The sequence below is a fragment of the Aureimonas phyllosphaerae genome (genome assembly GCF_047943035.1).
Taxonomy (GTDB): domain Bacteria; phylum Pseudomonadota; class Alphaproteobacteria; order Rhizobiales; family Rhizobiaceae; genus Aureimonas; species Aureimonas phyllosphaerae.
On sequence record NZ_CP181348.1, the window covers coordinates 299,344 to 321,441 of the forward strand.

Here is a 22,098-nt window from a genome sequence, read left to right on the forward strand (position 1 = left end):
GCTCATGAACGGGCCTCGCGGAAGGCGGGTTTGCCGGCGTCCCGGAAGCGGCGGAAGCCTTCCGCGATCTTCGGGTCGAAGAGCGCGATGGCACTGATGAGGACGATCGAGACGATGGCGTCGGAGTAGTAGTAGGGGACCGCGAGCAGCGTGAAGCCGTTCAGCATCGCCGACATCAGGAGCGTGCCCGCGACGGTGGCGGGAACCGATGCCGCTCCGAAGAGGGCGGCGCCGAGATAGACCGCGGCATAGGCCGGCATCAGGAGCTGCGCGCCCGCCGTCACGTTGGCCGCGCCCGACGAAGCGACGAGGAGCGTGATCGCCAGGCACGAGAGCATGCCCGACAGCGCGAAGGCCGCCAAGACGTAGAGCCTGACGCGGATGCCGGAGAAGATCGCGGAGGTGCGGTTTTCGCCGGTCGCGTAGAAGGCCCGCCCGAAGCGCGAGCCGTGCAGCACGACGGCCGACAGGAGGGCCGCGAGGGCGAGAATCGCGACCGGCGCGTCGAGGCCGAGATACTTCGCGTCGTTGAGATCGAGGATCCCCGACGAGAAGAAGTTCTTCGAGAGCGATGTGCCGTTGGAATAGAAGTAGGAGAGGCCGACGGCCGCCCCGCCGGTCGCGATCGTCGCCACGATGTCGGGCAGGCGAAGGTAGGCGACCGCAAAGCCGTTGACGAGACCGCAGAGGAGCCCGACGGCGAGCGCGCCGGCGACGCCCATGCCCAAACCGTAGCGACCCGCGATCAGCCAGCCGAGCGTCATGGCGCCGAGCGAGGCGACGCCGGGAAACGACAGGTCGAACTGGCGCACCACGATCACGAAGGTGAGGCCGAGTGCGGCGAGCCCCTGCACCGCCATGTGGCGGAAGAGGCCGTGGAGGTTGCCGGCCGAGAGATAGGCCGGGCTAAGGCTCGCGAAGACCGCGGCGACGACGCCGAGCAAGACTGCAAAGGCGAGGATGCGCGGGACGAGCGGATTGGTGCGTCGTGTCATGCTGCGCGCGCTCCCATGATGCCGGCGGCGAGAAGTTGGTCGCGAGTGGGTTCAATGCCACCCGGCGCGATGGGGCGGCCCTTGTAGAGGGCGAGAACCCGGTCGGCGAGGCCGTGGACCTCGTCGCAGTCCGACGACACGACGATCACGGCGGCGCGCTGCGAGAGCTCGCGCATCAGGGCATAGAGCTTGGCGCGCGCGCCGATGTCGACGCCGACCGTCGGCTCGGCGAAGATATAGATGTCGGCGTCGCGGAAGAGGCCCTTGGCGATGACGATCTTCTGCTGGTTGCCGCCCGAGAAGGCGCTGACCGGACGATCCAGCTCGAAGGGCTGGAGGCCGACGTCGCGCGCCAGCCGCTCGCTCGCCTGCCGGTTGGCACGCATGCGCAGGAGGCCGCCAACCCAGGAGGCACGGCCGAGATGGGCGACGGTGGTGTTGAAGACGACGTCCTTGGTCATCGTCAGCCCTTCCGTCCGCCGGTCACCCGGGACGAGGAAGATGCCGGCGGCAAGACCGTCATGAGGTCCGCGGAAGGCCCGCTTCCCGCCCTTCACAATGAGTTCGCCCGCATCGTGGCGCATCGCGCCGTAGAGCACCTTGGAGAGTTCGTCGACGCCCGAGCCGACGAGACCGAAGATGCCGAGGATCTCGCCGCGCCGCGCGACGAGGTCGACGCCGGAGAAATGGGCGCCGCAGCCAAGGCCCTTCGCCTCGAGGAGCACGTCGCCGTCGGAGCGGCCGTCGCGAGCGGGATAGAGGTCGCCGGCCGCCTCGTCGAGCATCAGCTCGGGGATCGAGACGCCCGTGCGGCGCGCCTCACGAACTGTCATCGTCGCGACGTTGCGCCCGCCGCGAAACACGGTGAACCGGTCGGCGATCTCGTAGACCTCCTCCAGCCGGTGGGTGATGTAGATGATCGAGATGCCGCCCGCCTGAAGCGCCCGCATCATCTGGAAGAGCGAGGCCTTCTCGCGCTCGGTCAGCGTCGAGGTCGGCTCGTCAAGGATCAGGATCTTGATATGGTCGTGGCGCAGGGCGTGGAGGATCGCGACGATCTCGCGGTCCACCGCCGGCATCTCGCCGACCCGCACGTCGAGATCGATCTCGATCGGGAAGCGGACGAGAAGCTTCTGCGCCTTTTCGCGCATCGCGGCGCGGTTCATGCGGCGGAAGAGCCCGGGCGAGGCGCCCTCGCCGCCGAGGAAGATGTTCTCGACGCCGGTGCAGTCGGACACGAGTTCGGGATGCTGCTGGACGGTGGCGACGCCTGCCTCGATCGCCGCGCGCGGGGTGCCCAGCTCGACCGCCTCGCCGTCGATCGTGATCGTGCCTTCGTCCTTCACGTAGACGCCGGAGAGGATCTTGATCAGCGTCGACTTGCCCGCACCGTTGATGCCGAGCAGCGCGTGGATCTCGCCCCGGTCGAGATCGAAATCGACGCCGCCGAGCGCCTGCACTGGCCCGAACCGCTTGGCGATACCGCTCATGGTCAGGATCTTCGACATGGCCTCCCCTCCTCTTGCGCGGGAAGGACGGGCTTGACGCCCGTCCTCCCTCGATCCGTCGGCGTCGATCAGAGGACGCGGTTCCAGCCGAGCTTGGCGGCCTCGCCGGGCTGGTCGTAGGTGTCGGGAATGTCGATGTCGGCGAGGCTTTCCTGCGTCACCGCGTAGGACGGAGTGATGACGAAGCGCGGCGCCTTGCGCCCGGCGATCACCTCATGCGCGAAGAACGCGTTCATGTAGGCCATCTCGTAGAAGCTCTGCGCCATGGTGAGGGCAAAGGGCGAGCCGGCCTGGATGTATTCGAAGGACTGCGCACCGCCGTCGATGCCGGTGATGAAGACGTCGCGGCCCGACGCCTTGATGGCGAGCGTGCCCTCGGACGCCGCGCCGTCCCAGGCGCACCAGATGGCGTCGAGCTCGGGATTGGCGGTGAGGATGTTGTCGACCACCTGGCGCGGCGTCGTCGTGCCGCCGAGCGCGAAGGCGATCTCGGACACGACCTGGATATCGGGATAGCGCGTGAAGATCGATTTCGCGCCGAGCGTGCGCTGGTCCCAGGATTCGTTCGAGGGCAGGCAGACCATCGCGACCTTGCCCTTCCCCTTCAGGCGGTCGGCGATGTACTGCGCGCCGTAGGAGCCGAGGCCGAAATTGTTCGACATGGCGGTGGAGGTCACCGTCGTGTTGGGCACGTAGCTGTCGCCGCAGAAGATCGGGATGCCGGAGGCGACGGCGGCCTGCACGGCCGGGGCGATCGCGGCGGCGTCGGCGGGCGTGATGAAGATCGCGGCGGGCTTCGACGCCACGAAGGCGGCGATCTGGTCGGCCTGCTTCTTCACGTCGTAGTTGGCGTCGGCGATGGTCAGCGTGCCGCCGAGGCGCTTCACGGCGTCCTCGTAGCCGGCCACGATGTGGCGGCCCGATTCCCAGACCGTCCAGCCGAGCGAGGCGCAGAACTGCGCGTCCTGCGCGAAGGCGAAGTTCGGCCGGGCGAGCGCTGTGGCCACCGTCAACGCGGCGGCCCCGCTCAGGAACCCGCGGCGCGTCAGGCGCAGACGGGCCGCTTCCGGGCTGTTATCGTCGAAGTCGGTCATGTCGGTCCTCCCAGTGATGGATGAACGGAGCGGCCCCCCGCCGCTCCGATAGGCATGGCGCCGGCCGCCTCAGGCGGACTGGCGAAGCAGTTCGAGGTAGTCCTCGCGCGTCGGGATGCGCGGATTGGTGCCGTGGCAATGGTCCTTCAGCGCCTCGCCGGCGACGCGCTCCATCATCTCGTCGGTGACGCCCATGGCGCGAAGGCCGGACGGCATGCCGATGTCGCGCACGAGGCTGGCGATCACCGCGTCCGGCTCGCCGCCGAGGGTGCCCGCCAGCACCTGCCACTTCTCCCCGATCGTCTCGCGGTTGAACCGGAGGACCGCGGGCATCAGGACAGCGTTCAGCGTGCCGTGGTGGAGGTTCAACTCGCGCACCGCGCCGAGCGGATGGGTCAGCGCGTGCACCGCGCCGAGGCCCTTCTGGAAGGCCATCGCGCCCTCCAGCGCGCACATCATCATCTCCCAGCGGGCGCGGGCGTCGGAGCCGTCGCGCACGGCCTGCCGGATCGCCCCCATGCCGCGCTTCAGCCCGTCAAGCGCGATGGCGTCGGCGGGCGGGTTGACGGACGGTGCCATGAAGGTCTCGAGGCAGTGCGAGATCGCGTCCATGCCGGTCGCCGCCGTCAGAAACGGCGGCAGGCCGTAGGTCAGTTCGGGGTCGCAGAGTGCGACCGAGGGCAGCATGTGCGGCGAGACGATGCCGAGCTTGCGCCCTTCGGCCGTGATGATGACGGCGGCGCGACCGACCTCGGAGCCGGTGCCCGACGTCGTCGGGACGGCGACCAGCGGGCAGATCCGGCCGTGGATCCGGGCGGCTCCCCCCTCGACCGCGGTGTACTGCGCGAGCGGCCCCTCGTGGCCGCTCAAAAGCCGCACGGCCTTGGCGAGGTCGATCGACGAGCCGCCGCCGAGGCCGACGATCCCGTCGCAGCCTTCGGCGCGGTAGAGGGCGAACGCGGCCTCCGTCGCCGCTTCAGTCGGATTGGTGGGCGTGTCGGAGAAGACCACCGGACGCTCTGCGAAGAGGCCGAGCACCCGCTCCACGAGACCGCTCGCGACCAGCCCCCGATCGGTGACGACCAGCGGACGCGAGACGTTCAGCCCCTCCAGGATGGAGGGCAGCCTAGCGATCGCGCCTTCGTCGAACTCGATGCGGGTGAGGTATGTGATCAGGGCCATGACGGGCACTTCCGGACTTGTCGACATTCAGGATGCGCGGCACCGTTCGCGGCCGGGAAACCGGCCGCGCCGATCGAGCGCGATGGGTCTTGTCGGGGCATGCCGGGACGCTCGCCGACGAGGTGCCGGCGCTCGCCCGGAGGGCCCACGCGATCGGGTCTGCGATGATGGTTCGGGCGGGTCGGACCGGCCCTGCCGGTGCGTGTCGGCGGCCTCCTCCGCCGCTGTTCGATCTCGTATCGGATTGCGCCTTGCGCCGTCAACCGATATATGAGTTATTGAAGCCAGACCGGTTCCAGGTTGTCAACACCTCAACAGATCTGTCGGATTGATCCATGATTGCAGGGACTAGCGCCGCAAGAGACAGGCGCTCGCCGGCGGAAAAGCCGACGCTGAAAGCTGAACAGATATATGAGGTGCTGCGTCACGCCATCGTGCGCCTCCGGATGGAGCCGGGCTCGGTGATCTCGGAAAAGGAGCTGTGCCTCGCCTACGGCGTGTCGCGCACGCCGGTGCGCGAAGCGCTCAAGCGGCTCGCCGACGAGGACCTCGTCGACGTGTTTCCGCACTCGGGGACCTACGTCTCCAAGATTTCCTTCGAGGTCGCGGAAGAGGGCTTCGTGATCCGCCGCGCGCTCGAGATCGAGAGCATCCGCCGGGCCGTCGCCTATGCCACCGACGAGGACATCCGCCGGCTCGAGCGCCTGATCGGCGAGATGCGCGACATTCTGGAGCGCGGGGCGCTGCACGAATATATCGAGGTGGACGACGCCTTCCACGCGGCGATCGCCGGCATCAGCCGCTATCCGCGCATCTGGAAATTCATCAACCTCGTCAAGGCGCATCTCGACCGGATGCGACAGCTCTCGGCGCCCCTGCCGGGCCATCTCGCGGAGGTGACCGAGCAGCACGCCGCGATCGTGCGCGCGCTCGGCCGGCGCAATGCCGACCAGGCGGAGCTTGCGATGAAGATCCACCTGGAGTCCTCCTTCGCTGTGATGAGCGCGATGTACGAGGACGGCCGCTACTTCAGGCGCAAGGAGGTCTGATGCCGGTCGCTTCTGCTGGCGCTCGGCGCTGGAAAGAGGGCGGGACAGGCGCCCGGATTTTTGCCGCGATTCTGGCGGCTGCATCCGCCGAGCCGCCGACATCCGAGACCGTCGACGACAACGAATTCACGCCCCGACAGGTCGGCGCGGTGATGTGAGGACGGGACGTCGCGCCAGCGCGCCGGGAGGCGAGCGGCCGGACGTCCGGGAGGAATGAAGAGATGAGCGAACTCAAGAACAGCTACGACATCGTCATCATCGGCGCGGGCGTCGGCGGCGGCGCGCTGGCCAACGCCCTGGCCGCGCCCGGCCGCGAGATCCTGATGATCGAGCGCGGCCCCCGCCTGCCGCGCGAGAAGGACAACTGGAGCGTCGACGCCGTCTTCCACAAGAAGAAGTACGCCACCAAGGAGGAGTGGCGCGACCGCGACGGCAAGCTCTTCAATCCCTCGACCTACTACTATGTCGGCGGCAACTCGAAGTTCTTCGGGGCGGCCACGGTGCGCTTCCGCAAGGAGGATTTCGAGGACCTGCAGCACGAGGCGGGCGTCGCCCCGGCCTGGCCGGTGAACTACGACGCGTTCGAGCCCTACTACGCCCGCGCCGAGAAGCTGATGGGCACGCACGGCGAGGCGGGCGTCGATCCGATCGAGCCGCCGCGCTCGGGACCGATGCCCTATCCCGCGATCGGCCACGAGCCGGAGATCGCCTGGTTCGAGCGGAAGCTCCGCCAGAAGGGCCTGCGCCCCTTCCCGCTGCCGATCGCGATCGACTACCACGACGGGGGCGCCTGCGCGCGCTGCCGTACCTGCGACGGCTTCGCCTGCAAGATCGGCGCCAAGGGCGACGCCGAGGTGCGGCTCGTCAACCCGGCGCTCGCCAAGGGCGGCGTGACGCTGATCACCGAAGCCTTCGTCCACCGGCTCGTGACCGACCCGTCGGGCGCGCGGGTGACCGCGGTCGAGCTCGACTACCAGGGCGAGCGACGCACGGTCTCGGCGCAGATCTTCGTCTCGTCGGCCGGCGCCATCAACTCGTCCGCCCTTCTCCTGCGCTCGAAGAGCGACAAGCACCCGCGCGGCCTCGGCAACAACACGTCCGACCAGCTCGGCCGCAACTACATGGCCCATAACAATACGGCGATGATGGCGATCTCGCCGTTCAAGAAGAACCATGTCACCTTCCAGAAGTCGATGGCGATCAACGACTTCTATCTCGCCAATTCCGAGAAGCCCTACCCGCTCGGCAACATCCAGGGCCTTGGCAAGCTGCAGGCCGGCATGCTGACGGCCAACGCCAAGTGGGCGCCGGAATGGGCGATGGGCCTGTTCGCCGAGCGCTCGGTCGACTGGTGGCTGATGTCGGAGGACCTGCCCGATCCGGAGAACCGCGTCAGCGTCGATCCCGACGGCCGCATCCGCCTGTCCTACACGTCGAACAACCTGAAATCCCACGGCGAGCTGGTGAAGGTCTGGTCGAAGGTCATGCGCTCGCTCGGCTACCCCCTCATCATCACGCAGAAAATGGACATCAAGGTCTCGATGCATCAGTGCGGCACCGCGCGCTTCGGCAACGATCCGAAGACCTCGGTCCTCGACACGAACTGCAAGGTCTGGGACGTCGACAATCTCTACGTCGTCGACGCGTCCTTCCTGCCGTCCTCGACGGGCTTCAACCCGTCGCTGACCATCGTGGCGCAGGCGCTGCGCACCGCCGAGCACATCGAGCGGGAACTCGGCGAGCCGATGGCCGTGCCTGTCCCGCCGGTGCGGGTGGCCGAGACCGTGCCCGCCTGACGCCGCATCGAACGACAGAAGACTTTTCAAGGGAGGGGGACCACCATGGCGCCCAAGCGTGACTACGCGCGAATGTTCGACCTGACCGGCCGCAAGGCCATCGTGACCGGGGGCTCGCGCGGCATCGGCCGGGCGCTGACGGAGGCGCTCGCCGCGCACGGCGCGGACGTGTGCGTCGTCGTGCGCTCGACGCTGTCCCAGGCCGAGGAACTCGTGGCCGAGCTCAATGCCGGCGGCGGCGACAGCTTCGCGATCCAGGCCGACGTCGCCGACCCCGCCGACGTCGAGCGGCTGGCAGCGGGCGTCGAGGCGCGCTGGGGCCGCGCCGACATCCTCGTCAACAACGCCGGCACCATCTATCCCGGCGACGCCGAGACCTATGCGCTCTCCGATTGGCGCGCCACGATGGCGACCAATCTCGACGGCGTGTTCCTCGTCAGCCAGGCGATCGGGCGCCTGATGATCCGCCAGAAATCCGGCTCGATCATCAATATCGGCTCGATGTCCGGCCGTATCGTGAACTGGCCGTTCAAGCACTCCGCCTACAACGTCTCGAAGGCGGCGGTGCACATGCTGACCAAGTGTCTCGCCACCGAGTGGGCCGAGCACAACATCCGCGTCAACGCGCTCGCGCCCGGCTACATCCTCACCGAACTGACGGAAGAGGTGCTGCGCGAGAACCCGGACGTCGTGAACAACCACTGGGCGAAGAGCGCGGTGCAGAACCGCATCGGCACGGTGGACGAACTCGCCGGCTCGGTCGTCTATCTCGCGAGCGACGCCGCCTCCTTCACCACCGGCGAAATCCACACGGTCGACGGCGGCCTGACGCTGCGCTGACACTCCCCAAGGACAGTCCCATCATGACACAACGCGGATACGGCGGACCGCTTCGCTACGTCCAAGGCCCGGGCGTCGCCTCCGATCTCGGCCGCTACGTCGCCCCGCTCGGCGACCGGGCGCTGGTGGTGATCGACGGCTTCTTCTGGGACACGCTGCGCCCAGACCTCCAGTCGGCGCTCTCGGCCGCCGGGGTCGCGGCCGAGTTCGTGCGCTTCGGCGGCGAATCGTCGGACGCCGAGATCGAGCGCTGCGTGGCGGCCGGGCGCGCGGTTGGCGCGAAGTCCGTCGTCGGCATCGGCGGCGGCAAGGCGCTCGACACGGCCAAGATCACCGCCTTCCACATCGGCGCGCGGATCGTGACCGTGCCGACCATCGCATCGACCGATTCCCCGACGAGCTCGCTCGGCGTGATCTATTCGCCGGACGGCGTCTACGACCGCGTGGTGCGCTGCGGGCGCAACCCGGACGTGGTGCTGGTCGACAGCGAACTGATCGTGAAGGCGCCGGCGCGCTTCCTCGCCGCCGGCATGGGCGACGCGCTCTCGACCTTCTACGAGGCCCGCTCCAACGTCGAGTCGCGCTCCAACAACTACATCGGCGACGGCTATGCCACGACGGTCGGCGGCTACCAGATCGCGCGCGCCTGCCACGACACGCTCATGCGCGACGGGCGCGCGGCCTATGTCGCGGCACGCGACGGGCGCCTGACGGCCGCGGTCGAGAACATCATCGAGGCCAACACGCTTCTGTCCGGCCTCGGCTTCGAGAACTGTGGCGTCTCCGGCGCGCACGGCATCCACGACGCGCTGACCGTCCTCGAGCCGGTGCACCACTTCCTGCACGGCGAGAAGGTCGCCTTCGGGGTCCTCTGCCTCCTCGTCCTCGAGAACCGGCCGCCGGCCGAGTTTGCCGAGGCCCTGTCCTTCTGCCGCGACGTCGGCCTGCCGACGACGCTCGCCGACCTCGGCCTGAAGGACGCCAGCGCCGCCGACATCGCACGCGTCGGCGAAGCCGCGATGGCGCCGACCAACGTCATTCACTCGGTGCCCGTGAAGCTGACGGCGCGCGCGATCTCGGATGCGATCTGGACCGCGAGTCACCTCGCCGAGCGCGGTAGAGCCGTGGGTGGCGGAGGCTCGGCAACGGGTCACTGACCCCTCACCCCGCGACGCCGGTCGGCCGAGCGGGGCGGCGTCGCGGGGGCCGGCCGCATTAGGGTTAATCCTTTGTTGCATTTGCCGGCCGGCCGCGCTCGCGCGATATCACTCGCGACGCCACAGGAGGCCCCGATGCTGCCCCTCATGCCCGGACCCGATCCGACCGCCTTCGGGGCGATCGCCATCGCGCTGACCATCGGCGCCGGCGGCGCGGTCCTGGCCTTCGCCGGTCTTCTCGGCTGGACCGCTCTCGAACTCGTCTGCCTGATCGAGCACTACGGCGAAGCCTGACGGACGGGTGCCCTGTCGCCAGTTGTCGCAGAGCCGGGCGCTCCATAGACTGCGGCTATGATCGACCGCTATCACCTGCGCTACTTCCTCGCCGTGGTCGACACCGGCAACTTCTCGCGGGCGGCCGGCGCCTGCCATGTCTCGCAGCCGACCCTCTCGGTCGGCATCGCCAAGCTCGAGCAGGGGCTCGGCCAGACGCTCTTCCATCGCACGAACCGGCGCGTCGAACTGACCCCGGCCGGCGCCGCCCTTCTCGCCCATGCCCGGTCGATCGAGGCGGGCTTTGCGGCGGCCGAGCGCGCGGCCTCCGGCAGCGCGACCGTGCCGGTGCTGCGGCTCGGCATCCTCTCCACCGTGCCCCGCCGCTGGACGGAGGATTTCCTGCAGCGGCACGCGCAAGACGGGTTTCCCGAGCGGCTGGAGATCGTCGAAGGCGGCGAGCGCGACCTGCGCACGCGCCTCGCACGCGGTCGGATCGACATGGCGCTGACGATCCTGCGCGACGAGACCGATCGGACGAGCGGTCGCGCGGTCGTGTCGGAAGGCTATTCCCTGGCGCTCGCCGCGACGCACCCCTTGTCCGGCCGCCCCGCCCTTCGCGCCGAGGACCTCGTCCACGAGCCGATGCTGGTGCGCCGTCACTGCGAGCTTCTGCCCGAGACCAGCCGCTTCTTCACCGCGCGGGGCGTGCGTCCCTTCTTCGCCGCCCGCACCACCAGCGACGACAAGGCGCTCGCCTATGTCCGCGCGGGTCTTGGCCTCACGGTGATGCCGGACGGCTTCGTGGAAGCGGGCGTCGCGCGGGTGCCGATGGAGGACTTCGCCTTCCGGCGCGACCTCGGGCTCGTCGTCGCCCCCCACGCGGACGCCCGTTCGCTGACCTCGACACGCACCGCCGACCGGCTGGCGGACGCCTGCGCAGGAGCCGCATCGCCGACGCCACGTCGATGATAGATCGCGTCTATGATGAAGCCTTGCATCTTTCAATTTTGCCGGACGGGCGAAGCCACGTAGTCTCAGCCCTCGACAAGCTTGGGAGGGCGCGTTGGCGGACCTGGATTACGGCCTCGGCGAGATGGCGGACACGATCCGCGACACGACGCGGCGCTTTGCGACGGACAGGATCGAGCCCATCGCCGCCGCGGTCGACCGCGAGGACCGCTTCGCCCGCGAGCTCTGGCCGCAGATGGGCGCGCTCGGCCTCCACGGCATCACGGTGGAGGAGGCCGACGGCGGCCTCGGGCTCGGCTATCTCGAGCATCTCGTCGCCTGCGAGGAGGTGAGCCGCGCCTCGGCCGCAATTGGCTTGTCCTACGGCGCCCATTCGAACCTGTGCATCAACCAGATCCGCCGCTGGGCAAGCCCGGAGCAGAAGGCGAAGTATCTGCCGAAGCTCGTGTCGGGTGAGCATGTCGGGAGCCTCGCCATGTCGGAGACGGGCGCGGGCTCCGACGTCGTGTCGATGAAGCTCAGGGCCGACAAGGTGGACGGCGGCTGGCGCCTCAACGGCACCAAGTTCTGGATCACCAACGCCTCCCACGCCGATACGCTCGTCGTCTACGCCAAGACCGACCCGGAGGCGGGCTCGAAGGGCATCTCGACCTTCCTGATCGAGAAGGACTTTGCCGGCTTCTCGATCGGCCAGCGGATCGACAAGGTCGGCATGCGCGGCTCGCCGACGGCCGAACTCGTGTTCGACGACTGCTTCGTGCCCGACGAACAGCTGATGGGGCCGCTCAACGGCGGCGTGAAGGTGCTGATGTCGGGCCTCGACTACGAGCGCGTGGTCCTGTCCGGCATCCAGGTCGGCATCATGCAGGCCTGCCTCGACGTGGTGGTGCCCTATGTTCGCGAGCGCCGGCAGTTCGGCCGCCCGATCGGCGACTTCCAGCTGATGCAGGCCAAGGTCGCCGACATGTATGTCGCGCTCAACGCCTCGCGCTCCTACTGCTACGCCGTCGCAAGGGCGTGCGACTCGGGCCGCGTCACGCGGTTCGATGCGGCGGGCTGCATCCTGTTCGCGTCCGAGAGCGCGGTGCGCGTCGCCGGCGAAGCGATCCAGGCGCTCGGCGGCGCCGGCTACACGCGCGACTGGCCGGTGGAGCGCTTCTGGCGCGACGCCAAGCTCCTCGATATCGGCGCGGGCACCAACGAGATGCGGCGCATGCTGGTCGGCCGCGAGCTGATCAAGCACGACGCCCCGCGCGTCCAGTAGGCCGCCGATGCCGACGCTCCGCTCGCTCGCAGATACCGCCTCGCCGGCCTTCGCGTTCCAGGACGCCCACAACCGCGCCCTCGCCGCGACGCTTCGCGAGACGACGGCGAGAACCGCGCTCGGCGGATCGGCCGAGCACCGCGCCCGGCACGTCGCCCGCGGCAAGCTCCTGCCGCGCGACCGCGTCGCCCGGCTCCTCGACCCCGCCTCGCCCTTCCTTGAGATCGGGGCGCTCGCGGCGAACGGCCTCTATGGCGACGCCGCGCCCGGCGCCGGGATGATCGCCGGCATCGGCCGCGTATCGGGGCGCGAATGCATGATCGTCGCGCACGACCCCACGGTGAAGGGCGGCGCCTATTTCCCGATGACGGTGAAGAAGCACCTGCGGGCGCAGGAGATCGCCTTCGAGAACCATCTCCCCTGCATCTACCTCGTGGATTCGGGTGGCGCCAACCTGCCCCATCAGGCCGAGGTCTTTCCCGATCGCGACCATTTCGGCCGCATCTTCTTCAATCAGGCGCAGATGTCGGCGGCGGGCATCCCGCAGATCGCCTGCGTCATGGGCTCGTGCACGGCGGGTGGCGCCTATGTGCCGGCGATGTGCGACGAGACAGTGATCGTCCGGAACCAGGGCACGATCTTCCTCGCCGGCCCGCCCTTGGTGAAGGCCGCGACGGGCGAGGTGATCTCGGCCGAGGAACTCGGCGGCGCCGAGACCCATGGGCGGCGCTCGGGCGTCGTCGACCATGTCGCCGAGGACGATACCCACGCGCTCCTCATCGTTCGCGATATCGTCGCGACGCTGAACCGCGCGAAGGTGGTCGACATCGATCTCGCGCCCCCGCGCCCGCCGCTCCTCGATCCGGCCGAGCTCTACGGCATCGTGCCGACCGACCTTCGCACCACCTACGACGTGCGCGAGGTGATCGCGCGGCTCGTCGACGGGTCCGAGTTCCACGAGTTCAAGGCGCTTTACGGCACGACACTCGTCTGCGGCTTCGCGCGGATCTGGGGCATGCCGGTGGCGATCCTCGCCAACAACGGCGTCCTCTTTTCCGAGAGCGCGCTAAAGGGGGCGCATTTCATCGAGCTCGCCTGCCAGCGCCGCGTGCCGCTGTTGTTCCTTCAGAACATCTCCGGGTTCATGGTCGGCGGAAGATACGAGGGTGAGGGCATCGCCAAGAACGGCGCCAAGCTCGTGACCGCGGTCGCGACCGCCAGCGTCCCGAAGGTGACGGTCCTCATCGGCGGCAGCTTCGGTGCCGGCAACTACGGCATGTGCGGACGCGCCTACAGCCCGCGCTTCCTGTTCTCCTGGCCGAACGCGCGCATCTCGGTGATGGGCGGCGAACAGGCGGCCGCCGTGCTCGCGACCGTCCACCGCGACGCCGACACGTGGACGCCCGAGGAAGCCGAAGCCTTCAAGGCGCCGATCCGCCAGACATACGAGGACGAGGGCAACCCCTACTTTGCCACCGCCCGCCTTTGGGACGACGGCATCATCGATCCGGCCGACACCCGCGACGTCCTCGGCCTTGCCTTCTCGGCGACGCTCAACGCCCCCATCCCGGAGCGCCCGCGCGCCGGCCTGTTCCGGATGTGACGATGATCGACAGTCTCCTCATCGCCAATCGCGGCGAGATCGCCCGCCGCATCATCCGCACCGCAAGGCGTCTCAAGATCCGGACCATCGCGGTCCATTCCGACGTCGACGCCGGCATGCCCTTCGTGGGCGAAGCCGACGAGGCCGTCCTGATCGGCACGGCCGCCGCCAGCGACAGCTATCTCCGGCAGGACCGCATCCTCGAGGCCGCTCGGGCGACGGGCGCCGAGGCCATTCATCCCGGCTACGGCTTCCTGTCCGAGAACGCCGAATTCGCGGAGGCCGTGGTCGCGGCCGGGCTCGTGTGGGTCGGCGCGCCTGCCGCCGCGATCCGCGCCATGGGCCTGAAGGACGCCGCCAAGGCGCGGATGATCGAGGCCGGCGTGCCGGTGACGCCGGGCTATCTCGGCGCCGACCAGAGCCTCGAGCGCCTGACGCGCGAGGCCGAGACGATCGGCACGCCGCTCCTCATCAAGGCGGTCGCGGGCGGCGGCGGCAAGGGCATGCGCCGCGTCGACGCGCTGGCGGATTTTCCCGGCCTCCTGGAAAGCTGCCGGCGCGAGGCGGCGGCCTCGTTCGGCGACGATCGCGTGCTTCTGGAACGCTACATCACGGCCCCGCGCCATATCGAGGTGCAGGTCTTCGGCGACACGCATGGCAACGTCGTCCATCTCTTCGAGCGCGACTGCTCGCTCCAGCGCCGCCACCAGAAGGTGATCGAGGAGGCCCCCGCCCCCGGCATGGACGAGGCGACGCGCCGCACCGTCTGCGATGCCGCGGTGCGCGCCGCGAAAGCCGTCGACTATGTCGGCGCTGGCACGATCGAGTTCATCGCCGACGGATCGGAAGGACTTCGCGCCGACCGGATCTGGTTCATGGAGATGAACACGCGGCTGCAGGTCGAACACCCGGTCACGGAAGCGATCACCGGTCAGGACCTCGTGGAATGGCAGCTGCGCGTGGCGGGCGGCGAGCCGCTGCCTCTCGCGCAAAACGAGTTGCGGATCGACGGCTGGGCGATGGAGGCGCGGCTCTATGCCGAGAACCCGGCGACGGGTTTTCTCCCCTCGATCGGACCGGTCGAGCGCCTGCGGTTCCCGGCGAACATCCGGGTCGACAGCGGCGTCGAGGAAGGCGGCACGATCACGCCATTTTACGACCCGATGATCGCCAAGCTCGTCGTCCATGGCGCGACGCGCGAGACCGCGGCCGAACGCCTGTCGGACGCGGCGGGTGGTACGCAAGTCTGGCCGTTGAAGACCAATGCCGGCTTCCTCACGCGCGCGGCCGCCCATCCCGATTTCGTGGCAGGCCGGGTGGACACCGGCTTCATCGAGCGCCACGCCGCGGATCTCGTCCCGCCGGCCGAGCCGACGGCCGCGGTGGTGGAGGCGGCCGCCGCCGCCCTCCTGGCCGAACCGGGCCACGATCCCTGGAGCGCTCTCCAGGGCTTTCGCCTCAATGCCGCGCCCGACAGGGCCGTCGACGTGATGGTCGGCGGCACGGCCCATCGCGTCGTCCCCCGCCGCCATCCCGGCGTGACGACAGCGGACGGCGTCGTCTACTCGGCCGGCGATGCCTTCGCCTTCGGCCCGCCCCGGGCCGAGGTCGGGGGGACGGCACGCGAAGGGGACGGCGCGATCCTGTCGCCGATGCCGGGCGCGGTGATCGCCGTGCATGTCGGCGAGGGGCAGGCGGTCGCCAAGGGCGAGCCGCTCCTCGTCCTGGAGGCGATGAAGATGGAGCAGGCGCTGCTGGCGCCGTTCGCCGGCACCGTCGCCTTCCTCAAGGCGGAACGGGGCGCGCAGGTGCCGGAGGGCTTGCTGCTGGCCCGCATCGAACGGACGGGGGACTGATGGCCGGGCGCCGCTTCGACGACTGGACCGTGGGCGACCGGATCGTCCACGAGATCCGCCGCACGGTGACGGAGACCGACAATCTCCTGTTCACGGTGATGACCCACAATCCCCAGCCGCTGCATCTCGACGCGGAGGCCGCGCGCGCGAGCGAGTTCGGACAGATTCTCGTCAACGGGACCTACACGTTCGCGCTGATGGTTGGCCTGTCCGTCGGCGATACGACCCTCGGCACACTCATCGCCAATCTCGGCTACGACAAGCTGGCGATGCCCAGACCCGTCTTCATCGGCGACACGCTGCGGGCCGAGACCGAGGTGCATGCGCTGAAGGAGAGCCGGTCGCGCCCCGAAGCCGGTATCGTCACCTTCGCGCACCGCATGCTCAACCAGCGCGACGAGATCGTCTGCGAATGCCTGCGCACCGCGCTGGTCAAGCGGAGGGCCGCGCCATGACCCTGCGCTCGCTCCTTTTCGTGCCAGGCGACCGGCCGGACCGTTTCGCCAAGGCTGAAAGCAGCGGCGCCGATGCGCTGATCCTCGACCTCGAGGACGCCGTCGCCTCCGGCGCCAAGGATGCCGCGCGCCGGGCGGTGGCCGAACGCCTGCGGGCCCCGCGCGGGCGGTCGCGCCTCTTCGTGCGCGTCAATCCGCTCGGCACGCCGCTCTTCGACGCCGACATCGCGGCGCTCGAAGACCTTGAACCCGATGCCGTGGTGCTGCCCAAGGCCGAAGGGGCGCGAAGCGTCGTCGCCTGCGCCGAGTGCCTCTCCGGAAACCGCATCGCCGCGCCGATCCTGCCGATCGCCACCGAAACGCCCGCCGCGATCTTCGGCCTCGGCAGCTACGGCGAGGTGCGGGACCATCTCGCCGGTCTCACTTGGGGTGCGGAGGATCTGCCGGCGGCGATCGGGGCCAGCACGTCCCGCGAGTCCGACGGCCGCTTCACGCCCCCTTACGAGATCGCGCGCTCGCTGACGCTGTTTGCGGCGCATGCGGCCGGCACGGCGGCGATCGAGACGGTCTATCCGGCCTTCAAGGACGAGGCCGGGCTCGATGCCTTTGCGCGGCGGGCCGCGCGCGACGGGTTCACCGGCATGATGGCGATCCATCCGGCCCAGGTCCCGGCGATCAACGCCGCCTTCACCCCGAGCGTGGATGCCGTCGCCGCCGCCCGGCGCATCGTCGAGGCCTTCGCCGCCGCGCCCGACGCCGGGGCGCTCCAGGTGGACGGGCGGATGGTCGACGCGCCGCACCTCGCCCAGGCCCGCAAGCTTCTCGCCCGCATGGAAGGCCCCGCATGACATCCGACGAGCCCGCCTGCTTCTTCCAGCGCGAGGACGACCACGCCTTTCGCGCGACGCGCCTCACCGAGGGCGCCTGGAACCCGGCCGAGCAGCACATCGCACCGGCGCTCGGGCTGATCGGCCACGCGATCGAGGCGGACATGCGTGCGCGCCGCGGCGACGATCCGCTGGTCCTGTCGCGCCTGTCCTACGACATCCTCGGCGTCATCCCGATCGGCGTCGTCAGCATCGAGACCGCGGTCATCCGGCCGGGCCGGACGATCGAGCTCGTGGAAGCCAAGCTCCTCTACGAGGGGCGCGCCTGCGTCCTCGCGCGGGCCTGGGCGCTGAAGGCCTACGACACCGGCGCGATCGCCGGCACCGCGCTCGACCCGATCCCTGCGCACGAGACCTTGAGCGAACACACGTTCGACGGCGTCTGGGCGGGGGCCTGCGTGCGCACGCTGGACGGGCGGCGAGAGCAGTTGGGCCAGGGTCGCGCCCGGGGGTGGCTCAACACCGACGTCGCGCTGATCGGCGGCGAGGTGGTCGGCCCGACGGCGCGCACGTTGGGGCTCGTCGACTTCGCGAACGGGATCACGCCGCGCTGCGGCCCGGAAACCGCCCTCTTCCCCAATGTCGACCTGACGGTCCATCTCCTGCGCGAGCCCGTCGGCGAATGGCTCGGCTTCGACACGGCGGTGAGCTTCGGTTCAGTCGGCATCGGCCTCACCCACTCGATCCTGCACGATGCGCAGGGGCCGCTCGGCTCCGTGTCGCAGAGCCTGACGGTGCGCCCGCGCTGAGGCTTAATTCAGTCGTAGCGCCGCTCGTCGGCGATCACCTTGCCGTCGCGCGGCAGGGAGCCGGGCGCCACGACCCGCGCGGTGCCGCGCAGCTTGGTGACGCTCGCGAGCGTTTCGGCGAGGGCCGCGGCCACCGCCTCGTCCCGCCCTTCCGCGTGGAGGGTCATCACGTCGCGCTCGCCCTCGCGCGTGACCACGAGCCGGAGATGCCCGACCTCGGGGTGGCGCTTGCCGACCGTCGCCACCTGCTCGGGCCGCACGAACATGCCGCGCACCTTGGTGGTCTGGTCGGCGCGGCCCATCCAGCCGCGGATGCGCGGCGCGGTGCCGTCGCCGGCCACGGTGCCCGTGTGGATCGCCGAGAGATCGCCCGTCGCGAAGCGGAACAGCGGGTAGTCGGCGTTGAGGCGGGTGACGACGAGTTCGCCGATCTCGCCGTCCGGCACCGGGTCGCCCGTGCCGGGCGCGACGATCTCGACGATCGCCTCCTCGCTGACCGCCATGCCGTCCTCGGCCGCGCCCGTCTCGAAGGCGATGATGCCGAGATCGGCGGTGCCGTAGGCTTGGGCGAGCCGGAGCCCGCGCCCCTCCAGCTCGCGCTTCAGGGACGCCGGCAGCGCTGCGCCGGAGACGAGCGCCAGCTGGAGCGAGGACACGTCGCGCCCGAGCTCGGCCGCCTTGTCGAGGAGGACCTTCAGGAAGTCCGGCGTGCCGACATAGGCCCGCGCTCCGTATCGCGCGAGGGCGTCGACCTGCGCCTCCGAGCCCGCGGTGCCGGCCGGGATGACGGCGCAGCCGAGCGCATGGGCGCCGCTCTCGAACATCGCGCCGGCCGGGGTCAGGTGATAGGAAAAGCTGTTGTGCAGGACGTCGCCCGGCTCGAGGCCGAGGGCGTCGAGCGCGCGCGCCGCGCCCCACCAGTCCGCGCCGAAGCCCTCCGGGTCGAGGATCGGCCCCGGCGAGACGAAGAGACGCGCGAGTGCGCCGGGTGCCTTGAGCGCCAGCCCGCCGAAGGGCGGCCGCTCGTCCTGGAGACGCGGCAGGTCGGACTTGCGCAGCACCGGCAGGCGGGCGAGCGCCTCGCGCGAGGTGACGGTCGCGGGGTCGAGGGCGCCGAGATGCGCCTGCCAGCCGGGCGCCGTGTCGAGCGCTTGGCCGAGAAGCGTGCGAAGGGTCGCGAACTGCGCAGCCGCGCGCGCCGCCGGCTCGCGCCGGGCGAGGGTCCTGTCATAGACCGTCATGGGAGTGTCCTTCCGATCCCGCGTCAGGCCAGCCAGCGCTTGCGCCGGCGGTAGTGCTTGACGTTGTGGTAGTCGACCTTGCCGCCGCCCCCGAGGTAGAACTCCTGCACGTCCGGGTTGGCGCGCAGCGTCTCGGCCGAGCCGTCCATCACGACATGGCCGTTCTCGATGAGATAGGCGTGGTCGACGATGGCGAGCGCAGCGGCCGCGTTCTGCTCGACGAGAAGTACGGTCAGCTTCTCCGCGCGGTTGATCTCGCCGATCATGGCGAAGATCTCCGAGACGAGAAGCGGCGACAGGCCGAGGCTCGGCTCGTCCAGCATGATGAGGCGGGGGCTCGTCATCATGGCGCGCCCGATCGCCAGCATCTGCTGCTCGCCGCCCGACAGATATCCCGCCTTGTGCCGCGCCCGTTCCTTGAGGCGCGGGAAGTAGGTGTAGACGCGGTCGCGCAGGGCATCGAGCTCGCCGCGCGAGCCTTTCAGCGGAAAGGCGGCGACGAGGTTCTCGTCCGGCGTCAGGTGCCCAAAGATGCGCCGCCCCTCAAGCACATGGACGATGCCGGCGCCCACCCGGTCGGGCGGGCCCATGGCGCGCACGTCGCGCCCGTCGAAAGTGATCTCGCCGCGCGTCACCTGTCCGCGCTCCGGGCCCAGAAGCCCCGAGATGGCTTTCAGCGTCGTCGACTTGCCCGCTCCGTTGGCGCCGAGCAGCGCCACCATGCCGCCCTCCTCCAGCCGGAGCGACACGCCCTTGATCGCAAGGAACACGCGGTCGTAGATCACCTCGACATTGGACAGCGACAGGAGGCTCATGGTTCAGCGCCCCTCGCGGAAGCCCTTGGCGCCGGCGTCGATCTCCTTCTGGACGACCTCGCCGTAATGCGCACCCCAGTCGGTGACCGGCACCCAGGCCTCGCCGTTCCATTCCGACACGCGGCCGAAGCCACCGCCCTGGTGGTCCTTGGCGGTGATGGTGATCGGCGGCATCAGCCCTTCGGCGTTGAAGTTGGCGATCTTCTCGAAGCCCGCCTTGAGGCGCTCGCCGGTCAGCTCGCCGCCCGCGCCGTCGGCAAGACCAAGGCGCGCGGCTTCCACCGCGACCGCCATGGTCGCGACGCCGAGATTGTAGAGCGACGAGCCGACGAGCCCGGCATCGCCGGCGCCCTGGCCGGGTTTGACGACCTTCTCCTCGATGCGCTGGATGATCGGATGGTCGCGGCCCGGCGCCACCGCCTCGAAGCGCTTGACGCCCTTCATGACGTCGGGCCCGACGGTGCGCGCGTCGGTCTCGGTCAGCCAGACGACGGACAGGATCCTGTCGGCTGCGATGCCGTTGCGTATGGCCTCGCGCACCGACACGGCCTGACCGCCGCCCGCACCCCAGATCAGCGCGTAGTCGGGTCGGTAGCGGCGCACCTCGGTCCAGGTCGAGCCCTGCTCGTTGCCGGGGCTCGCATAGGCGAAGGTCGAGACCTCGAAGCCCTTCTCGGCGGCGAGGTCCTTCAGGACGTTGATCGGCTCGCGCCCGAACGGGCTGTCGATGTGAACGAGGGCGATCTTCTTGCCGGCGAGCCCGCCGCCCTTCGTCTCGATCCAGTCGGCAAGAACGGTCGCCTGGCTCCAGTAGGTCGCCATCATCGGGAAGATGTAGGGGAAGGTCTCGCCGTCCGAGGCGTCGCCGCGCCCGTGCACCGGCGTGATCATCACCACCTTGTCCTGCAGCGCCTGCGGCACGAGGGCGCGCGAGACCGGCGTCGACAGGAAGTCGAAGAGGATCGCGCCTTGGTCGCGCGCCCGGTTGTAGGCCTCGATGCCGCGCTGCGGCTGGTTGCCGGTGTCCGACACCAGCGCCTCGAACTTGCGGCCGTCGATGCCGCCCTCGGCGTTGACGAGGCTGAGATAGTCGCGCTGGCCCTGATTGTATTCGCCGGTCACGAACGTATAGACCGCCGTGAAGTCCTGGGGCATCGCGAACTTGATCGTCTCCTGCGCGAGCGCCGCGCCGGAGAGACCGGCCGCGAGGGCGAGCCCTCCCAGGATCGATGCGAGACTGCGTTTCATGTGGGTCTCCTCCGGTTGCTTCTTGGGTTTTCGGCGGTCAGCGCCTCGCGTGGCGGAAGGGCCAGACGAGGAAGGTGTTGCGGATGTTGTCGTAGATCTTGGCCATCCCGAGCGGCTCCAGGAGCAGGAAGGCGACGATCAGCGCGCCGTAGGCCATCATCGGGATGTGCGAAAGAAGGTTGGTCGAGACCGACAGCCAGCCGGCCGACGACAGGGCGATCACGAGATTGGTGAGGACGATCGGGGCGAGCAGCACGAAGCCCGCGCCGAGGAACGCGCCGATCACCGAGCCGAGGCCGCCGACCAGCACCATGGCGACGAGCTGGATCGAGACGTTGAAGGTGAACTGCTCGGGCGTGACCGCCCGGTAGTAGCAGAAGGCCAGCACCGCGCCCGACACGCCGCCCATGAACGACGAGGTGAAGAAGGCGACGAGCTTGGTGCGGAACGGATCGACGCCGATGACGGCCGCCGCGAAGTCCTTCTCGCGGATGGCGATGAGCGCGCGTCCGAACGCCGTGCGCTTGACGTTGAGGAGGAAGAGCGCGGCCACGACCGCCCAGGCGAGCGCCGCCCAGTAGCGGGCCCAAGGGCCGTCGAGCGGCAGGAAGAGGAGCGAGACGCGCGGGGTCTGGAGCGTTGCCTGCGCGCCGCCGGAGATCGCCGGCACGTTGATGATCACCCAGTCCACGAGGTACTGCATGGCGAGCGTCGCCATCACGAGGTAGAGCCCCTTCACCCGGAGCGCCGCCGCGCCGAAGACGCAGCCGACCACCGCCGAGACGAGCCCGGCACCGATCAGCGCGAGCTCGAACGGCAGGCCGGCGCGCGTCAGGTGGATCGAGGTGTAGGCGCCGATCGCCATGACGGCCGCGAAGCCGAAATGGAGCTGGCCGGCAAGGCCCATCAGAAGCGTCAGCGACAGGGTCGCCGCGCTCCAGACCAGCCAGGGCAGGAGGTAGGAGCCGAGATAGAGCGGCGACACGAGGAACGGTGCGGCGACACCGAGCGCCAGCACGAGGGCAAGGGCATACCGATCGGCCGGCACGCGCCAGAGCCGGGCGTCGGAGCGGTAGGACGTGTGGTGGACGCCGGCGAGACGGTAGAACATCGG

At 69.6% G+C, this 22,098-nt stretch carries 21 protein-coding genes; 13 read left to right on the forward strand and 8 right to left on the reverse strand.

Going from position 1 to position 22,098, the window contains the following annotated elements; genetic code table 11:
- Window positions 1-2 precede the first annotated feature (2 nt).
- The 4 genes from ACLNGM_RS01410 to ACLNGM_RS01425 form a co-directional block, all read right to left on the reverse strand.
- Window positions 3-995, reverse strand: coding sequence for an ABC transporter permease (locus ACLNGM_RS01410; protein WP_416356883.1), 993 nt, complete (start codon window positions 993-995; stop codon window positions 3-5).
- Entirely contained in the window at window positions 992-2,503 is a 1,512-nt protein-coding gene (locus ACLNGM_RS01415) for a sugar ABC transporter ATP-binding protein (RefSeq protein ID WP_416356884.1), read from the reverse strand. The genes ACLNGM_RS01410 and ACLNGM_RS01415 overlap by 4 nt, the downstream gene beginning before the upstream one ends.
- A gap of 68 nt (window positions 2,504-2,571) precedes the next feature.
- The gene (locus tag ACLNGM_RS01420; protein WP_090962697.1) at window positions 2,572-3,597 is read right to left on the reverse strand and encodes a sugar ABC transporter substrate-binding protein; all 1,026 of its coding nucleotides are present in this window, start codon (window positions 3,595-3,597) and stop codon (window positions 2,572-2,574) included.
- 69 nt (window positions 3,598-3,666) lie between these two features.
- Complete coding sequence (locus ACLNGM_RS01425; RefSeq protein WP_416356885.1) at window positions 3,667-4,779, reverse strand: iron-containing alcohol dehydrogenase; 1,113 nt, start codon at window positions 4,777-4,779, stop codon at window positions 3,667-3,669.
- A 416-nt stretch (window positions 4,780-5,195) separates the two neighbouring features.
- Between ACLNGM_RS01425 and ACLNGM_RS01430 the strand changes: the two genes are divergently transcribed.
- The 13 genes from ACLNGM_RS01430 to ACLNGM_RS01490 all read left to right on the forward strand — a co-directional run bounded on the left by ACLNGM_RS01430 (window position 5,196) and on the right by ACLNGM_RS01490 (window position 17,680).
- The gene (locus tag ACLNGM_RS01430) at window positions 5,196-5,828 is read left to right on the forward strand and encodes a GntR family transcriptional regulator (RefSeq protein WP_416356886.1); all 633 of its coding nucleotides are present in this window, start codon (window positions 5,196-5,198) and stop codon (window positions 5,826-5,828) included.
- Complete coding sequence (locus ACLNGM_RS01435) at window positions 5,828-5,986, forward strand: hypothetical protein (RefSeq protein WP_416356887.1); 159 nt, start codon at window positions 5,828-5,830, stop codon at window positions 5,984-5,986. Before ACLNGM_RS01430 ends, ACLNGM_RS01435 begins: the two co-directional genes overlap by 1 nt.
- 63 nt (window positions 5,987-6,049) lie before the next feature.
- Window positions 6,050-7,624, forward strand: a complete 1,575-nt coding sequence (locus tag ACLNGM_RS01440; protein WP_416356888.1) for a GMC family oxidoreductase — start codon at window positions 6,050-6,052, stop codon at window positions 7,622-7,624.
- A 45-nt stretch (window positions 7,625-7,669) separates the two neighbouring features.
- Window positions 7,670-8,464, forward strand: coding sequence for an SDR family NAD(P)-dependent oxidoreductase (locus ACLNGM_RS01445; protein ID WP_416356889.1), 795 nt, complete (start codon window positions 7,670-7,672; stop codon window positions 8,462-8,464).
- A gap of 23 nt (window positions 8,465-8,487) precedes the next feature.
- Window positions 8,488-9,621, forward strand: a complete 1,134-nt coding sequence (locus ACLNGM_RS01450) for a glycerol dehydrogenase (RefSeq protein ID WP_416356890.1) — start codon at window positions 8,488-8,490, stop codon at window positions 9,619-9,621.
- 135 nt (window positions 9,622-9,756) lie between these two features.
- On the forward strand, window positions 9,757-9,915 hold the full coding sequence (locus ACLNGM_RS01455; RefSeq protein WP_416356891.1) for a hypothetical protein: 159 nt from the start codon (window positions 9,757-9,759) through the stop codon (window positions 9,913-9,915).
- A 57-nt stretch (window positions 9,916-9,972) separates the two neighbouring features.
- The gene (locus ACLNGM_RS01460) at window positions 9,973-10,866 is read left to right on the forward strand and encodes a LysR family transcriptional regulator (protein WP_416356892.1); all 894 of its coding nucleotides are present in this window, start codon (window positions 9,973-9,975) and stop codon (window positions 10,864-10,866) included.
- Between the two features lie 124 nt (window positions 10,867-10,990).
- On the forward strand, window positions 10,991-12,130 hold the full coding sequence (locus ACLNGM_RS01465) for an isovaleryl-CoA dehydrogenase (RefSeq protein WP_416358533.1): 1,140 nt from the start codon (window positions 10,991-10,993) through the stop codon (window positions 12,128-12,130).
- Window positions 12,131-12,137: 7 nt separating this feature from the next.
- Entirely contained in the window at window positions 12,138-13,733 is a 1,596-nt protein-coding gene (locus tag ACLNGM_RS01470) for a carboxyl transferase domain-containing protein (protein ID WP_416356893.1), read from the forward strand.
- A gap of 2 nt (window positions 13,734-13,735) precedes the next feature.
- Complete coding sequence (locus tag ACLNGM_RS01475) at window positions 13,736-15,589, forward strand: acetyl/propionyl/methylcrotonyl-CoA carboxylase subunit alpha (RefSeq protein ID WP_416356894.1); 1,854 nt, start codon at window positions 13,736-13,738, stop codon at window positions 15,587-15,589.
- On the forward strand, window positions 15,589-16,044 hold the full coding sequence (locus ACLNGM_RS01480) for a MaoC family dehydratase (protein ID WP_416356895.1): 456 nt from the start codon (window positions 15,589-15,591) through the stop codon (window positions 16,042-16,044). The genes ACLNGM_RS01475 and ACLNGM_RS01480 overlap by 1 nt, the downstream gene beginning before the upstream one ends.
- Window positions 16,041-16,892 carry an HpcH/HpaI aldolase/citrate lyase family protein gene (locus ACLNGM_RS01485; protein WP_416356896.1) on the forward strand — a complete coding sequence of 284 codons (852 nt, stop codon included), beginning with the start codon at window positions 16,041-16,043 and terminating at the stop codon, window positions 16,890-16,892. The genes ACLNGM_RS01480 and ACLNGM_RS01485 overlap by 4 nt, the downstream gene beginning before the upstream one ends.
- A complete protein-coding gene (locus tag ACLNGM_RS01490; protein WP_416356897.1) occupies window positions 16,889-17,680 on the forward strand; it encodes a thioesterase family protein in 792 nt (263 codons plus the stop codon). Before ACLNGM_RS01485 ends, ACLNGM_RS01490 begins: the two co-directional genes overlap by 4 nt.
- Window positions 17,681-17,688: 8 nt before the next feature.
- On the opposite strand, the gene ACLNGM_RS01495 is transcribed toward ACLNGM_RS01490, so the two are convergent.
- From ACLNGM_RS01495 to ACLNGM_RS01510, 4 genes are read right to left on the reverse strand one after another with little or no spacing between them, the layout of a single operon-like run.
- Window positions 17,689-18,921, reverse strand: coding sequence for a phenylacetate--CoA ligase family protein (locus ACLNGM_RS01495; protein ID WP_416356898.1), 1,233 nt, complete (start codon window positions 18,919-18,921; stop codon window positions 17,689-17,691).
- 23 nt (window positions 18,922-18,944) lie between these two features.
- Window positions 18,945-19,736: an ABC transporter ATP-binding protein gene (locus tag ACLNGM_RS01500; protein ID WP_416356899.1), complete on the reverse strand. Its 792-nt coding sequence runs from the start codon at window positions 19,734-19,736 to the stop codon at window positions 18,945-18,947.
- Window positions 19,737-19,739: 3 nt separating this feature from the next.
- Window positions 19,740-20,984, reverse strand: a complete 1,245-nt coding sequence (locus tag ACLNGM_RS01505; protein ID WP_416356900.1) for an ABC transporter substrate-binding protein — start codon at window positions 20,982-20,984, stop codon at window positions 19,740-19,742.
- A gap of 37 nt (window positions 20,985-21,021) precedes the next feature.
- Entirely contained in the window at window positions 21,022-22,095 is a 1,074-nt protein-coding gene (locus tag ACLNGM_RS01510; protein WP_416356901.1) for a branched-chain amino acid ABC transporter permease, read from the reverse strand.
- Between the last annotated feature and the right edge of the window lie 3 nt (window positions 22,096-22,098).

Excerpts from the sequence above, each read along its gene's own strand:
- ACLNGM_RS01485 (WP_416356896.1), top strand. The coding sequence starts at position 16,041 with ATGACCCTGCGCTCGCTCCTTTTCGTGCCAGGCGACCGGCCGGACCGT.
- ACLNGM_RS01490 (WP_416356897.1), top strand. The coding sequence starts at position 16,889 with ATGACATCCGACGAGCCCGCCTGCTTCTTCCAGCGCGAGGACGACCAC.
- ACLNGM_RS01440 (WP_416356888.1), top strand. The coding sequence starts at position 6,050 with ATGAGCGAACTCAAGAACAGCTACGACATCGTCATCATCGGCGCGGGC.
- ACLNGM_RS01460 (WP_416356892.1), top strand. The coding sequence starts at position 9,973 with ATGATCGACCGCTATCACCTGCGCTACTTCCTCGCCGTGGTCGACACC.
- ACLNGM_RS01425 (WP_416356885.1), bottom strand. The coding sequence starts at position 4,779 with ATGGCCCTGATCACATACCTCACCCGCATCGAGTTCGACGAAGGCGCG.
- ACLNGM_RS01500 (WP_416356899.1), bottom strand. The coding sequence starts at position 19,736 with ATGAGCCTCCTGTCGCTGTCCAATGTCGAGGTGATCTACGACCGCGTG.
- ACLNGM_RS01410 (WP_416356883.1), bottom strand. The coding sequence starts at position 995 with ATGACACGACGCACCAATCCGCTCGTCCCGCGCATCCTCGCCTTTGCA.
- ACLNGM_RS01455 (WP_416356891.1), top strand. The coding sequence starts at position 9,757 with ATGCTGCCCCTCATGCCCGGACCCGATCCGACCGCCTTCGGGGCGATC.
- ACLNGM_RS01470 (WP_416356893.1), top strand. The coding sequence starts at position 12,138 with ATGCCGACGCTCCGCTCGCTCGCAGATACCGCCTCGCCGGCCTTCGCG.
- ACLNGM_RS01510 (WP_416356901.1), bottom strand. The coding sequence starts at position 22,095 with ATGTTCTACCGTCTCGCCGGCGTCCACCACACGTCCTACCGCTCCGAC.
- ACLNGM_RS01475 (WP_416356894.1), top strand. The coding sequence starts at position 13,736 with ATGATCGACAGTCTCCTCATCGCCAATCGCGGCGAGATCGCCCGCCGC.
- ACLNGM_RS01495 (WP_416356898.1), bottom strand. The coding sequence starts at position 18,921 with ATGACGGTCTATGACAGGACCCTCGCCCGGCGCGAGCCGGCGGCGCGC.
- ACLNGM_RS01465 (WP_416358533.1), top strand. The coding sequence starts at position 10,991 with ATGGCGGACACGATCCGCGACACGACGCGGCGCTTTGCGACGGACAGG.
- ACLNGM_RS01435 (WP_416356887.1), top strand. The coding sequence starts at position 5,828 with ATGCCGGTCGCTTCTGCTGGCGCTCGGCGCTGGAAAGAGGGCGGGACA.
- ACLNGM_RS01505 (WP_416356900.1), bottom strand. The coding sequence starts at position 20,984 with ATGAAACGCAGTCTCGCATCGATCCTGGGAGGGCTCGCCCTCGCGGCC.
- ACLNGM_RS01445 (WP_416356889.1), top strand. The coding sequence starts at position 7,670 with ATGGCGCCCAAGCGTGACTACGCGCGAATGTTCGACCTGACCGGCCGC.
- ACLNGM_RS01450 (WP_416356890.1), top strand. The coding sequence starts at position 8,488 with ATGACACAACGCGGATACGGCGGACCGCTTCGCTACGTCCAAGGCCCG.
- ACLNGM_RS01415 (WP_416356884.1), bottom strand. The coding sequence starts at position 2,503 with ATGTCGAAGATCCTGACCATGAGCGGTATCGCCAAGCGGTTCGGGCCA.
- ACLNGM_RS01480 (WP_416356895.1), top strand. The coding sequence starts at position 15,589 with ATGGCCGGGCGCCGCTTCGACGACTGGACCGTGGGCGACCGGATCGTC.
- ACLNGM_RS01420 (WP_090962697.1), bottom strand. The coding sequence starts at position 3,597 with ATGACCGACTTCGACGATAACAGCCCGGAAGCGGCCCGTCTGCGCCTG.